The sequence below is a fragment of the Rhodococcus sp. AG1013 genome, from assembly GCF_003350365.1.
Classification (GTDB): Bacteria; Actinomycetota; Actinomycetes; order Mycobacteriales; family Mycobacteriaceae; genus Prescottella.
Genome location: NZ_QQAT01000016.1, coordinates 1 through 12,760 on the forward strand (window position 1 = coordinate 1; position 12,760 = coordinate 12,760).

The following is a 12,760-nucleotide window of genomic DNA, read 5'->3' on the forward strand; positions in this document are numbered from 1 at the left end:
TCGACCCCCACGCCGGCCACATCCTCACCAACCGAGGGACGCCGACCACTTGGAGTGAACTCACGACAAGTCGTGTGTCACTACATACCGTCTAGCCGGACTTGTCGGTCACGAGGCGGTAGATCACGTAGACGCAGAACCAAGTCGTCATCAGAACGGCGAGTGCGAGGAGAGCTTCGATCACAATCGCGAGCATGGTTGCCTCCAGGGCATCGGTTGGATTGTGGACTCCGGACGTGGTGTGTGCTGTGGACGGTGCCGGAAGGCCGTGAGACGAGTGGGACAGGGTCACGACCACTGTGCATTCACGACCTCAGCCCCTTCCCGAAACGACCTCCGACACCCCTGTGGCAGCCGACGCTAGATCCCCGAATCCGATATCTCCAATGCATTCAAACCATCGACCTAATGCATTTACGCTATGGGCGTGACCCTGGATCAATTGGCCTGCTTTGTCGCGGTCACGAGAAGTGGGCATTTCACCCGGGCAGCCGACGAGGTCGGCATCGCTCAGCCGTCCCTCAGCCGCCAGATAGCCGCACTCGAAAAGGATGTCGGCACCCGACTGTTCGACCGAGGGGCGGGAACCGTCACACTCACCGATGCCGGCGAAGCACTGCTGCCCGTCGCTATTCGCATGCTCGAAGACCGCGCGGAGGCATATCGGCAGATCGCGGAACTCAACGGATTGATCAAAGGCAGGCTCCGGCTGGGAGCCACCCCAAGTCTGTGCATCAGCCTTGTTGCCGACGTCCTCAGTCAGTTCCATGCCAAGTACCCGGGCATCGAGCTACACCTCACGGAGGCCGGATCGCGCACCCTCGTAACCAAACTCGATCAGGGCGAGCTCGACCTGGCGCTGGTTGTCGCGGAACGAACCGACAAGGGGTCCGGACTCGTCCTGACACCCCTCCTGAGCGAGGAACTTGTGATTGTCTCCTCTGCGAGCAAACCGCCGTTGACATCCCACCATTCGATGACGCTCGCGGAGCTTGCCAACGAAGAACTCGTGGCGTGTCACGACAACTACGACCTGCGCGTCACCGTCGACCACGCCTTCGCCACCGCTGGACTGCAAACGCACACCGTCGTGGAAGGTGCCGAATTGGATGCAGTTCTACGATTCGTCGCCCACGGAATAGGGGTGAGCGTCGCACCCATGATGGCGGCCCTCCACTACCCGGGCTTGAGGATTACGCGCCTGACCGCACCACAACTGACTCGCACTGTCAGCCTCGCGCACCGCTCGAACCTGGCTCCGACTCGCGTGTCCGCCGCGTTCCACGCCCTGCTCGACGACGCGATCGCTGAAAACACCGCTCGAGCGATCGCGTCGTTCTCGCCGGCATCGTCGTAGCGTGTGGCGTCAGGGAGAACGACTTTCACGGCGTCTTCGGAGATCCCAGCAGCGCCTCGGTTAACCTGTCTTGATGTTCCTCACCAGGATCGTCGCCGGGCGCATGCCGAGTCGGTTGTTGTCTGTGTTCGTACGCAACGCGGAACTGTTGAAATTCCTGACAGTGGGATCGATCGCGTTCGTCGTCACGTGCGTGCTGTTCTTCGGTTTGAAGTGGACGATCCTGGACGGCAAGCCGGTAACAGCCAATGTTGTGGCGGTGCTGCTGGCCACCGTGCTGTCATACGTCCTCAATCGAGAGTGGGCATTCACCGCCCGCGGAGGTCGAGAGCGTCGGCACGAGGCAGCCCTGTTCTTCGTCGTGGCAGCTGTCGGGCTGGTGATCAACCAGCTACCGCTGGCGGTGTCGCGGTATGTCTTCGCTCTCCAGACACCACATGTGTCGCTGGTCGTGGAGAACCTTGCCGACTTCATCAGCGCCACAATCGTGGGCACCCTCCTCGCGACGGTGTTCCGTTGGTGGGCAATGCGCAAGTTCGTGTTCCCGGATCCAGTGACGCCGCAACAGGAGTGTGACGAACCGGTGCTGGAAGCCGGACGCTGACGTCGTCGCCGCAAGCGGCATCGGGGCCGGGGTCGCGGGATTCAGTATCGCCTGGCTGTACGACGCGATGAATTCCGTGGCCGGCCCGGGTCAGTACCGGTGGACACGGGAGCACCCCCGTGCCGTGAATCGAGGAGGCGCGGTCCACATGATCGTCATCGAGGCAGGCCGACTACGCCACGGGAACTGCTCACTTCCCGTCGGACCGGGGACCGGCGGGGCAGCCGACCGGAAGTTACCCTGCAGGGCAGGTGATCCCGATCTGTGGTTCGCCGAGTCGCCGGCCGATCTCGAACGTGCCAAGGGGCTGTGTGGGGGATGCGCTGTCCGTTCCCGCTGTCTGAGCGACGCGCTCGATCGCGCCGAGCCGTGGGGTGTGTGGGGTGGTGAGATCCTTCGACAGGGGGTTGTCGTCGCCCGCAAGCGGTCCCGAGGTCGACCGCGCAGGAACACGGTGTTCGGATGCAGCCGAGTCGGAAGGTCGGGTGTCGCTCACTGCGGTGGCGACTCGGGACCGAGCGGCATCGTGTCGGCGTCCCCGTCCCGAACGGCTCGGCGGTAGCGGTCGAGGTACTCGTCTTCGAGTTCCCGCGCGGCGGATTGTCCCTCCCATCGGGCCGGCACGGGAACGCCGTCGTGGGTGCAGCGGGTGCGCCGCGCGGCATCCAGGCCGGGCAGGGTGCCGCGAAACTCGCACCGGTCGAACGTGGTCAGCGGCGAGACGGTGACCCCGTCGAACGTGCAGTCGACGAATCGTCCGCCGATGAGCGTGGCGTCGGTGAGGTCGGCCGCGTCGAGGGTGCATCGCTCGAACACGGTGTTCTCGCCGAGGGTGAGCTTCCGGAGCGACGCTCCGGTGAAGTCGCAGTCGACCAGTCGACGCCCGATCCGCGACTTCGAGAGGCGGGCCGAGCGGAAGCTGCATCGCTCGAACAGTCGGTCCAGCAGGCTGTCCGACGCCGAGATCCTGTCGAAGCAACTGTCCCTGACCTCCGTCTCGAAGACGTGCAACCGTCCCCGGGCGTGACTGAGATCGAGACGCTCCACGGACAGGTACCTGATGGACAGATCGTCCGCGGTCCGCGGCGTCAGGCCACGCAGGTCCAGCAGGCCCTGCGGTGTGGTGCCCTGTGGTGACGCGATCAGGTGCGGACCCCGGACGATCCGGGCCTGCAACTCCAGTTGACGCCGCACGTCGGCCAGTTGATCCGGGTCCCACCGGCGGCGAAGCATCGCAGCGCTTTCGCCTGCACTCCTGCGCGTCGTCACGCGCCCACTATAGGAGTCGGGGCGGGATCTAGCGGTAGGCGCCGGGCGTCGATCCGGTCCAGCGTTTGAACGCGCGGCGGAAGGCGCTGGGCTCCGAGAAGCCGAGGCGGGTCGAGAGTTCGTCGACGGGTTCGCCGCGTCGCAGCGCGGCGATGGCGGCGTCGCGCAGCACTTCCTCGCGAAGGGTGTTGAGCGAGGTGCCCTCCTGGCGCAGCAACCGGCGCAGGTGCGGCACGCTGATGGAGAGCATTTCCGCGATCTCCTCAGCTGTGCACGTCCGCCCGCGCACACCCATCTCCAGGACCCGACGGACCTGTGCGGACGCGGTGCTGTCGTAGTCACGTGCGGAGAGAAGGAGATTCGGCGACTCGCGCAGGTACTCGGCGAGGCTCTGCTCGTCCTGGATGAGCGGCGCGCGCAGGATCGCGTTGTCGAACTCGAGTGAGGCCACGCTCGCGTCGAACGTGACGGGGACACCGAAGATGGTGTCGTAGTGCTTCGCGAACTGAGCCTCGGGCTGCGGGTAGGGGATGAGCACGGACCGCAGCTTCACGCGCCGGCCCACCAGCCAGGCCGCGAACCGGTGCAGCAGGATCAGTTCGAAGTCCGTGACCAGCCGGAAGGCCTCGTCGGCGAACTCGGGGGAGACGGCGCCGTCGCGGACCTCGACGCGCACCTCGAGGCGGGTGGACTCGTCGCCGGGGACGAGGGTGAGCGGCGGCACCGGCAGCGCCCGTGTCACGTCGGCCATCCGTTCGAGGGCACTACCGAGATCGGGTCGGTGGATCAGCGACAGGCAGATCAGCCGGAACGTCCCGCGCGGCACCGGCGACGCGCCGATACCGAACAGTTCGTCGTCGGTGAGCTGCCACGTGGCCTGGGTGAACGCCGTGACCTGCTCCGGTGTCAGTCGGGTGCGGGGATCCTCGAGCGAGGCCACGTCGATCCCCGACGCCTCGAGCGTGGCGGCCAGGTCGGCCCCGGCCGATTCGGCGAGATGCAGCGCACGACGGAGGAAGTCTGCCGGGATCGTCGCCAGACTCACCGCGGCACCTCGAGCCGGCGCAGGCGCGACACCGCCTCCGACAGCACGTCCTCGCGCTTGCAGAACGCGAAGCGCACCAAGTGATTCCACTGATCGGGGCGGTCGGTGAACACACTGATCGGCACCGCCGCGACCCCCACCCGCTGCGGCAGCGTCCGGCAGAACTCGACGCCGTCGCGGGTACCGAACGCGCTGATGTCGGCGCACAGGAAGTACGTGCCGCCGCCCGAATAGACGTCGAATCCGGTGTCCCGCAGCGCCGTCGCGAGCAGATCGCGTTTGCGCTGCAGTTCGTCGCGCATGGACCGCACCCATGCCTGCTCGTGCTCGAGCGCGTACGCGACGGCGGGCTGGAACGGGCCGCCGGCCACGAACGACATGAACTGCTTGGCGGCGCGGACGGCGTCGATCAGTTCCGCGGGCCCGAGCGCCCAGCCGGTCTTCCAGCCGGTGACGTTGAACGTCTTCGCGGCGCTCGACACGGTGACGGTGCGCTCGTACATCCCCGGCAGCGACGCCATCGGGGTGTGCGTGCGGCCGTCGAAGACCAGGTGTTCGTACACCTCGTCGCTGAGGACCAACAGGTCGTGCTCGCACGCCAGTTCGGCGACCGCGATCAGCTCGGCCTCGGTGAGCACCGTCCCGGTGGGGTTGTGCGGCGAATTGACCACCAGCATCCGGGTGTTCGGGGTGATCGCGGCCCGCAGGGCGTCGAGGTCGAGGGCGAAGCTGTCGCCGTCCCGCACCATCGGCACGGCCCGGCGGACCGCCCCGGCCAGCGCGACGGCGGCGGCGTACGAGTCGTAGTACGGCTCGATCAGCACCACCTCCTCGCCGGGCTCGACGAGCCCGAGGATCGCGGCACTGATCGCCTCGGTGGCGCCGACGGTGACCAGGACCTCGGAGTTGGGCTCGTGCGAGATGCCGTACCGGACGGCGCGGTCGGCGACGATGGCCTGCCGCAGCACCGGCATGCCCGGACCCGGCGGGTACTGGTTGAGGCCGTCCGCGATGGCACGGCGCGCCGTCTCGAGCATCGCCGTCGGGCCGTCGGTGTCCGGGTAGCCCTGGCCCAGGTTGATCGCGTCGTGCTCGGTGGCCAGCGCTGTCATCTCGGCGAAGATGGTGGACGCGAACGGTTGCAGTCGCGAGACGGTGCGGGAACGTGGCGCTGCGGGCATTTGTCCAGCGTAGCGGCGTGGACGTCGTCGAACGAACTCGGTGTGTCACGTTCTCGGGTGCTGCATCGTCCTAGGGGTGGACGGGCGCGCACCGGCGCCCGACGACGGTCGAGACGACGGAGGAGATCATGCCTCGTATTGCCCCTGTGTCCCCGCAGGAAGCCGGCCCCCTGATCAAGGCCGCGTACAAGTACGTGGGTCGCCGGTACGGCGAGGTGCCCGAGCCCTTCGCGGTGGTCGCCAACCATCGCAAGCTGTTCGCGGTGTCGGCCGCTCACGAGATGGGCGCCCGGAAGGCCTCGACCGTGCTGCCGCCCAATGTCCGCGACATCGCGGTGTACCGGGTGGCATGGACCGTCGGCTGCTCGTGGTGCATCGACTTCGGCACGATGCTCCAGAGGTTCGAGGGACTGGACGTGGAGCGCCTGCAGCACATCGCAGACTATGCGGACTCGCCCCTGTACACCGAGGACGAGCGGATCGCGATCGCGTACGCCGACGCCATGACCGAGACTCCCACGACCGCGACCGACGAGCAGGTGGCCGAGCTCGAACGGCGGTTCGGACGCGACGGCGTCGTGGAGCTGACCTACCAGATCGGGCTCGAGAACATGCGGTCGCGGATGTACTCGGCGCTCGGCATCCACGACCAGGGGTTCGACTCCGGCGATGCGTGCCGGGTGCCCTGGGCGACGGATCAGGGGACGGCGGATCGGGAACGGAAAGCCTGATCCCGCGCAACTTCTCGCGGTTCGCGATGTCGTACGCGGACCGCACCTTGCCGTCGCCGGCCGTGAACGCGGTGACCAGCCCCGGAGAACCGGGGTGGACGTCGTCGCCGGGGGAGCCGTGGCCGAGGACCCCGGTTGGTCGTCGACCGATACGGGTGCAGCGCGGCGACGACCGCGTCGAGGTCGCCGGCCGCCATCGCGGAGAGCAGTCGGGTGACGACCTCCGCGTGCGCGGCATCGGGGACCGGCGGCGGTGCGGCGGCGACCGCGCGCCGGGCGCGGGACGCGAGCTGCCGAGCGGACGGAACGTTCACCGACAGCACGCCCGCGATCTCGTCGAACGGCACCGCGAAGCCGTCGTGCAGGACGAACGCCACCCGCTGGGCGGGGGAGAGGGCGTCCAGCACGACCATCGCCGCCATACGGTTTGCTTCTTGCCGGACAACCGATTCCAGTGGATCCGGCGTGTTCGACGGCGTCAGGTCGGTGCCGATCGGCTCGGGCGGCCACTGTCCGACGTACCGTTCGCGGCGCGCCGTCGCCGAGTGGAGGCGGTCCAGGCAGATTCGGTCGACGACGGTGGTCAGCCACGCGCGCAGGTCGCGGATGGCCGCGGTGTCGGCAGCGGCCAGTCGCAGCCAGGCGTCCTGCACGGCGTCCTCGGCGTCGCTCACGCTGCCGGTGAGGCGGTACGCCGCGGACAGCAGGTGGCTGCGGTGCGACTCGAACGACTCCGCGAGTGGCGCGACGCTCATGCCGTGATCCTACGTCCGCCCCCGTGTTGGACAAATGTCCACTTTGTAAGCCCGATCACATTAATGTGAACATCGGTAACGGCTACCGCTAGCGTGTTGTCCGGGTAACAGCAGGGCGGTTCCGGTGATCTCGCCGACATGCTTTGAGTGGCGAGTGGTGGAGGGCCGTCGACGTTGAACACGGTGTCGAAGCTGGCCAGGTGGCAGCTGAGCGCGTTCGTGGTGCTCGCGATCCTGAGCGTGATCTTCGTGGGCGGACGCTATGTTCGGCTCGACAACCTGATGGGTTTCGGGCAGTACTCCGTCTACGTGGACCTGCCGTCGTCGGGTGGCATCTTCACCAACGCCGAGGTGACGTACCGGGGTGTGCCGGTGGGCCGGGTCGGCGACCTCACGCTCACTGCCGACGGGGTCCGGGTGGAACTGCACCTCGACAACGACGGGCCGGACGTGCCCGCGTCCGCGGCGGCGGTGGTCGCCAACCGGTCGGCGATCGGTGAGCAGTACGTGGATCTGCGGCCCGACCGAGACTCCGGGCCGTACCTGCGGGACGGGTCGGTGATCGACGTCGACGACGCCGCAGTCCCGATCCCGGTCGAGGACCTCATCGCATCGGTCGACTCGCTCGCGCGATCAGTCCCGACCGACAGCCTGCACGCCGTCGCGACCGAACTCGGGAAGGCGTTCGACGGCCAGGGCGACAACCTGCGGACCGTCGTCGACTCGCTGGCCGACTTCACCCGCGAGGCCTCCGCCGCGTTGCCGCAGACCCTCGACCTCGTCTCCGACGGTCGCACCGTGCTCGACAGCCAGGCGGACCAGGTGTCGTCGATCCGTTCGTTCAGCTCCGACCTCGACGCGCTCACCGCGCAGTTGCGCTCGAGCGACCCGGACGTGCGCCGGCTGATCGGCACCGGCGCCGCCACCAGTGAGCAGGTGGGGGCGCTGGTCCGCGACAGCGGCGCCGACCTCACCGAGGTGCTGTCGAACACCCGGCAGATCGTCTCGCTCGCGCCGGGGCGCGAGGCCTACCTGCGGACCGCGCTGCAGTTGCTGCCGGCGCTGCCGGTGGCGGCGCGTGCCGTGGCGCCGGGTGACGGCACCATCCACTTCGGCCTCGTTCTCGAGACCAACAACCCGCCGGCGTGCACCCTCGGCTACGAGAGCACCCACGAGACGCTCGCCGAGATGAAGCGTCGTGACCCGGACTTCGACGACACCCGCGACGACTTCCCGTTCTCCTCCGATGTCCGGTGCCTCGTCCCGCAGGGCAGCGTCACCGGTGTGCGCAATGCCGAGCGTGCGGTCCTCGCCGACCCGACGGTGTCGCAGCCGTGGGACGCGAAGCCCAAGCAGGCCCCGGATGCGTTGAACCTCAACCCGATTGCGTCCGCGCTCGCGACCCTCATGGGCATCGCTCCGCCGCGCTGACGACCCTATCCGTGAACGGGACACAGTGGGAAATGCGGAACCGACCTGCGAAATCCGCCGATGTGCGAGAGACTGAGGTGACCCCCTAGTAGGAGGTCACCTCGTATGGAACTCCGATCGAACGGGTCTCTACCCGATGAAATTCGTCCAGCCTTGTTGCAGGACTTCGATCTTCGGAGGTCGAACCCGATTCCGGCCGTGCTGTGGTGGGTCGTTCTGATGCTGATGGTTGCCGCGGTGCCGGCTGTCGCGACGGTTCTGCTGGTGGGTTCGGTGACCCTCGCAATGACAATGGCTCTCGTTACCGTCGGCGGCGTCGGCCTTGCGGCGCTGATGATCTGACGACGTCACCACCCGGATTGGACTGGGGCGAATCCCATCAGTGCAATTCGGTCGCTAGTTCGGCCGAGGCCGTTGCAACCAATTGGTTGTTCGATGCCGGGAGCATGGCGCTCACAGTGCGATCGAGTCGAGTCCGTCCGCCTCTATGCCGATGGAGGCTCGATCCAAGGTCGCGTCGAGGATGCGGAAGAGTCGCTCGGCGTCACCCGCCGGCCAATTGTCCGGAAGTAGCGGAATGGGTAGTAGGGGATCGGTCCGCGTGATGGAGAGCCACTCCGCCTGTAGTCGCACCCGCGTGGCGAAGGCATGTTCACGGGTCGGTCCCGAGGTGTCCTGGTTCTGCCACCGTGACGTGAATCCGGTGTAACGGGCGGCGATCTCGTCGAGGTCGAATGCCGAGGTCACCAGCGCTTCGTCGGTCGTGGGCGGGATGACCCGGCCGACCAGCACCGTGAGGTCGACATCGGCGAACTCCGGGCCGAGGATCGTGGCTACCTCGTGCCGGCGGGGTGCCACCCAGAGTCCCGAGGCGGTGTTCCCGAAACCGGCCCAACTCAATCGTGAGCGGGCCCGGTGGCGCAGATGGCGCGAATCCTCGGGCACCGACAGTGCGACCGTCGTCCACAGGCCGTCCCAGTCCGCGTCCCCTACGCCGCGCCACACCTTCTTCGATCCGTCCTCGAGCACGGATGTCCCGTGCTCGGTCAGGGCGTAGTAGGTCTTGCGGCCCAACTTGTGTCGCTCCAGCAGCCGTCGATCCGTCATCCGGGCGAGTAGTGACCGAGTGGCCGACTGGCCGACGTCGAGCCAGCCGAACACCTCGACAATGGACGCGCCACTGATGGCGATCGGCTTCCAGAGCAGGTGCATTCCCAGGAACGCGAGCAGGAGCGACTGGGGGGTGGCGTCGACCCTGTCGATGGGCTCTGCAGTGGGGTTATACCGCATGCGTGGAGTGTAGTTGTCGCGCCCGGAGGGTGTCCCGCCAAGTCAATTACAACTCATGTCATTGACGCTACGTAATGAAAGTGCATAGTATTCGGCGCGTCAGTGAGTGAGGTGGATCACGGTTGAGTCCGGATTCGCCGTCCGTCCAGACCACTCCCCAGTGAGGTTTCCCCATGGATCAGAGTCATCCCGAGGCGGCAAAGGACCCGACGATGCTCAAGCGCGCCGCCGCGTCGAGCTTCCTCGGAAGTGTCATCGAGTACTTCGACTTCTTCGTCTATGCCACCTGCGCTGCGGTGGTCTTCAAGGACGTGTTCTTCTCCAACATGGCCCCGCTCGTCGGCACGCTGGCGAGCCTGGCCACCTTCGCCGCCGGCTATCTGGCTCGACCGCTCGGCGGCATCGTCTTCGGGCACTTCGGCGACAGGCTCGGCCGCAAGAAGATGCTCGTGATGACGATGTCGATCATGGGCATCGCGAGTGCACTGATCGGTGTGCTCCCGACGTACGCCACCGCCGGTGTCATCGCCCCGATCCTCCTGGTGCTCCTGCGTGTGGTCCAGGGCATCGCGCTCGGCGGCGAGTGGGGCGGCGCAGTCCTCATGTCGGCCGAGCACGCGGACTCGCGCCGCGGATTCTGGGCCAGCTTCACCAACGCCGGCGCGCCGACCGGCACCCTCACCTCCACGATCGTCATCACCTCCACGATCGCCATCGTGGGCAACGACGCCTTCGTCGAGTGGGGTTGGCGCCTACCGTTCCTGTTCAGCCTCCTGCTGCTGGTCATCGGTCTGGTCGTCCGCGCCAAGGTCGACGAGTCGCCCGAATTCGTTGCCGCCCGTGAGCGCACGCCGACCGCCGGTGTCCCGCTGCTGCGGGTGTTCAAGGATCAGCCCAAGACGCTGCTGCTCTCGGTCGGCGTCGGTCTCGGGGCCTTCGTGTTCCAGGGCGCGTTGACCACCTACTCGATCGCGTTCGGCGTGCAGTCCGGGGTCCCGCGCCAGGAGATCCTCAACGCGCTCACCATCTCGTCGTTCCTGTCGATCTTCGGCATCATCGGGTGGTCGGCCCTCTCCGACAAGATCGGCAGGCTGCCGATGGTCGTCGCCGGCTCCGTCGGCATCATCGCGTGGGGATTCGCGTTGTTCCCCCTGATCGGATCGAAGAGCTTCCCGCTCATCGTGCTCGCGATGGTGGTCGGCCAGGCGATCGTCCACCCGATGGTCTACGGCCCGCTCGCCGGCCTCTACACCGAGCTCTTCAGCACCGAGTACCGCTACACCGGCGCCTCGCTCGGGTACCAGCTCGCGGGTCTCGGTGCGGGCATCTCCCCGGTCCTGTTCGCCGAGATCATGCGCTCGAACGGCGGCACCAGCACCGTCGCGCTGTCCGTCGTCATCGCCGTGACCTCCGGGCTGAGCATCGTCTGTATCGCGAAGCTCGGCGAGACCAAGAATCGGCGGCTGTCGAAGGTCGGGGCCGACGAGGTCGTCGCCCCCGACTCGCGTCCCGCCGGCGCACCCGCGGCGGGGGTGGCGTGATGCGGGGCGGCTACCGTCCGGGCCTGGCCACACTGTCCGAGCGGCGGGCTCGGATGAGCGGTGACTCGGTGGCGCTGGTCTACCGGGACACCGAGCTCAGCTACCGCGAGGTCCACAACCGCGTCCTCGTCAGGGCCGCACAGCTCGCGCGGTGCGGGGTGGGACAGGGGGACCGGGTCGCCTATCTGGGTCCCAACCACCCGGCATTCGTCGAAACGATGCTCGCGGTGGTCCGGCTCGGGGCCGTCTTCCTTCCGCTCAACCACCGCCTCTCGGCTCCCGAGCTGGACTACCAGCTGACCGATGCCGGGGTCTCTGTGCTCCTCGTCGCCCCCGAGTCGCGGGCGACCGCGGATTCGCTAGGAGTCGACGGCGTCGTCGTCGAGGACGTGGTGTGGTCGACCGAATCGGTGGATACGCCCGGTGATCCGATCGGCGCCGCCGAGGTCGGCGGGCACGATCCCGCCTTCGTTCTGTACACCTCCGGCACGACGGGTCGTCCGAAGGGCGCGATCCTCACTCACGAGAACCTGTTGTGGAACAGCGTCAACCTGCTCCTCGACCTCGACGTCACGTCCGACGAGGTGGCGCTCGTGTCCGCCCCGTTGTTCCACGTCGCCGCCCTCGACCAGCTCGTCCTGACGGTGTTCCTCAAGGGCGGCACGAGCGTTATCACCCCGAAGTGGGACGTCGACGTCGCCCTCGACCTCATCGAACGTCACCGGATCACATGGATGTTCGGGGTCACAACGATGTTCGCGGACCTCGCACACTCGCCGCGCTGGGAGGACGCGGACCTGAGTTCCATCCGCAGCGTCATGTCGGGCGGGGCCCCGATTCCGGTGCGCCTCATCGACACCTACCGCGCGAAGGGTGTCACCTTCTGCCAGGGTTACGGCCTCACCGAGACCGCGCCCGGCGCAACCTTCCTCGCTCCCGGGGACGCGGTCCGCAAGGCAGGTTCGGCGGGGCAGCAGGTGATGTTCGACGAGGTCAAGATCGTCGACGACATCGGCGAGGAATGCCCCCGAGGCACGGCAGGGGAGGTGATCATCCGGGGGCCGAACGTCACCCCCGGTTACTGGAACAATCCCGAGGCGACCGCGGCGGCCTTCACCGACGACTGCTGGTTCCACTCCGGCGACATCGCGTACATGGACGACGACGGGTTCGTCTTCGTCGTCGACCGCATGAAGGACATGTACATCTCGGGCGGTGAGAACGTCTACCCGGCCGAGGTCGAAAGCGTGCTGTTCCAGCACCCCGACGTTCTCGAGGCCGCGGTCGTCGGCGCCCCGGACGACCGTTGGGGCGAGGTGGGTCATGCCCACGTCGTCCGGCGGGAGGGCTCGGGTCTCGACCGGGACGCCCTCCTGGCCTTCGCGACCGAGCGACTGGCCCGGTACAAGGTTCCGAAACTGGTGTCGTTCGTTCCTGCCCTACCTCGCACCGGCTCCGGAAAGGTGCGCAAGCAAGACCTCCGCGCCGGCACCGCACTCGGCGCTCACTCCGATTCCGTACAACAGATCTGCACGATCAGCAAGGCGTTGAATTGA

The 12,760-nt window shown here is 67.3% G+C and carries 13 protein-coding genes; 8 read left to right on the forward strand and 5 right to left on the reverse strand.

Going from position 1 to position 12,760, the window contains the following annotated elements:
- Positions 1 to 421: 421 nt before the first annotated feature.
- The 3 genes from DEU38_RS18615 (at position 422) to DEU38_RS18625 (ending at position 2,523) form a co-directional block, all read left to right on the forward strand.
- Positions 422 to 1,357: a LysR family transcriptional regulator gene (locus tag DEU38_RS18615; protein ID WP_220181936.1), complete on the forward strand. Its 936-nt coding sequence runs from the start codon at positions 422 to 424 to the stop codon at positions 1,355 to 1,357.
- 73 nt (positions 1,358 to 1,430) lie between these two features.
- Positions 1,431 to 1,961: a GtrA family protein gene (locus tag DEU38_RS18620; protein ID WP_258557997.1), complete on the forward strand. Its 531-nt coding sequence runs from the start codon at positions 1,431 to 1,433 to the stop codon at positions 1,959 to 1,961.
- A gap of 148 nt (positions 1,962 to 2,109) precedes the next feature.
- The gene (locus DEU38_RS18625; RefSeq protein WP_114723000.1) at positions 2,110 to 2,523 is read left to right on the forward strand and encodes a WhiB family transcriptional regulator; all 414 of its coding nucleotides are present in this window, start codon (positions 2,110 to 2,112) and stop codon (positions 2,521 to 2,523) included.
- Here DEU38_RS18625 and DEU38_RS18630 read toward each other — a convergent pair.
- From DEU38_RS18630 to DEU38_RS18640, 3 genes are read right to left on the reverse strand one after another with little or no spacing between them, the layout of a single operon-like run.
- On the reverse strand, positions 2,454 to 3,230 hold the full coding sequence (locus tag DEU38_RS18630) for a pentapeptide repeat-containing protein (protein ID WP_114722889.1): 777 nt from the start codon (positions 3,228 to 3,230) through the stop codon (positions 2,454 to 2,456). The two genes, DEU38_RS18625 and DEU38_RS18630, sit on opposite strands and share 70 nt — an antisense overlap.
- A 28-nt stretch (positions 3,231 to 3,258) precedes the next feature.
- Positions 3,259 to 4,275 carry an AraC family transcriptional regulator gene (locus DEU38_RS18635; RefSeq protein ID WP_114722890.1) on the reverse strand — a complete coding sequence of 339 codons (1,017 nt, stop codon included), beginning with the start codon at positions 4,273 to 4,275 and terminating at the stop codon, positions 3,259 to 3,261.
- Complete coding sequence (locus DEU38_RS18640) at positions 4,272 to 5,456, reverse strand: pyridoxal phosphate-dependent aminotransferase (RefSeq protein ID WP_114722891.1); 1,185 nt, start codon at positions 5,454 to 5,456, stop codon at positions 4,272 to 4,274. The genes DEU38_RS18635 and DEU38_RS18640 overlap by 4 nt, the downstream gene beginning before the upstream one ends.
- Before the next feature lie 128 nt (positions 5,457 to 5,584).
- On the opposite strand from DEU38_RS18640, the gene DEU38_RS28565 reads away from it, so the two are divergent.
- Positions 5,585 to 6,187, forward strand: coding sequence for a carboxymuconolactone decarboxylase family protein (locus DEU38_RS28565; RefSeq protein ID WP_181818843.1), 603 nt, complete (start codon positions 5,585 to 5,587; stop codon positions 6,185 to 6,187).
- Here DEU38_RS28565 and DEU38_RS28570 read toward each other — a convergent pair.
- Positions 6,154 to 6,942 (reverse strand): sigma-70 family RNA polymerase sigma factor, encoded by a 789-nt coding sequence (locus DEU38_RS28570; RefSeq protein WP_181818844.1) that lies wholly within the window; start codon positions 6,940 to 6,942, stop codon positions 6,154 to 6,156. The two genes, DEU38_RS28565 and DEU38_RS28570, sit on opposite strands and share 34 nt — an antisense overlap.
- Before the next feature lie 174 nt (positions 6,943 to 7,116).
- On the opposite strand from DEU38_RS28570, the gene DEU38_RS18650 reads away from it, so the two are divergent.
- A complete protein-coding gene (locus tag DEU38_RS18650; protein WP_114722892.1) occupies positions 7,117 to 8,373 on the forward strand; it encodes an MCE family protein in 1,257 nt (418 codons plus the stop codon).
- A 105-nt stretch (positions 8,374 to 8,478) separates the two neighbouring features.
- A complete protein-coding gene (locus DEU38_RS18655; RefSeq protein WP_114722893.1) occupies positions 8,479 to 8,715 on the forward strand; it encodes a hypothetical protein in 237 nt (78 codons plus the stop codon).
- A 111-nt stretch (positions 8,716 to 8,826) separates the two neighbouring features.
- On the opposite strand, the gene DEU38_RS18660 is transcribed toward DEU38_RS18655, so the two are convergent.
- Positions 8,827 to 9,663, reverse strand: coding sequence for a PaaX family transcriptional regulator C-terminal domain-containing protein (locus DEU38_RS18660; protein WP_114722894.1), 837 nt, complete (start codon positions 9,661 to 9,663; stop codon positions 8,827 to 8,829).
- A gap of 173 nt (positions 9,664 to 9,836) precedes the next feature.
- Here DEU38_RS18660 and DEU38_RS18665 point away from each other — a divergent pair, with 173 nt between their 5' ends.
- Together DEU38_RS18665 and DEU38_RS18670 are read left to right on the forward strand one after the other, a co-directional pair.
- Positions 9,837 to 11,204 carry an MFS transporter gene (locus DEU38_RS18665; RefSeq protein ID WP_114722895.1) on the forward strand — a complete coding sequence of 456 codons (1,368 nt, stop codon included), beginning with the start codon at positions 9,837 to 9,839 and terminating at the stop codon, positions 11,202 to 11,204.
- Complete coding sequence (locus tag DEU38_RS18670; protein WP_114722896.1) at positions 11,204 to 12,760, forward strand: long-chain fatty acid--CoA ligase; 1,557 nt, start codon at positions 11,204 to 11,206, stop codon at positions 12,758 to 12,760. The genes DEU38_RS18665 and DEU38_RS18670 overlap by 1 nt, the downstream gene beginning before the upstream one ends.

Coding starts and splice junctions, on each gene's coding strand:
- DEU38_RS18640 (WP_114722891.1), bottom strand. CDS start 5,456: ATGCCCGCAGCGCCACGTTCCCGCACCGTCTCGCGACTGCAACCGTTC.
- DEU38_RS18625 (WP_114723000.1), top strand. CDS start 2,110: ATGATCGTCATCGAGGCAGGCCGACTACGCCACGGGAACTGCTCACTT.
- DEU38_RS28565 (WP_181818843.1), top strand. CDS start 5,585: ATGCCTCGTATTGCCCCTGTGTCCCCGCAGGAAGCCGGCCCCCTGATC.
- DEU38_RS18615 (WP_220181936.1), top strand. CDS start 422: ATGGGCGTGACCCTGGATCAATTGGCCTGCTTTGTCGCGGTCACGAGA.
- DEU38_RS18670 (WP_114722896.1), top strand. CDS start 11,204: ATGCGGGGCGGCTACCGTCCGGGCCTGGCCACACTGTCCGAGCGGCGG.
- DEU38_RS28570 (WP_181818844.1), bottom strand. CDS start 6,942: ATGAGCGTCGCGCCACTCGCGGAGTCGTTCGAGTCGCACCGCAGCCAC.
- DEU38_RS18655 (WP_114722893.1), top strand. CDS start 8,479: ATGGAACTCCGATCGAACGGGTCTCTACCCGATGAAATTCGTCCAGCC.
- DEU38_RS18660 (WP_114722894.1), bottom strand. CDS start 9,663: ATGCGGTATAACCCCACTGCAGAGCCCATCGACAGGGTCGACGCCACC.
- DEU38_RS18620 (WP_258557997.1), top strand. CDS start 1,431: ATGTTCCTCACCAGGATCGTCGCCGGGCGCATGCCGAGTCGGTTGTTG.
- DEU38_RS18665 (WP_114722895.1), top strand. CDS start 9,837: ATGGATCAGAGTCATCCCGAGGCGGCAAAGGACCCGACGATGCTCAAG.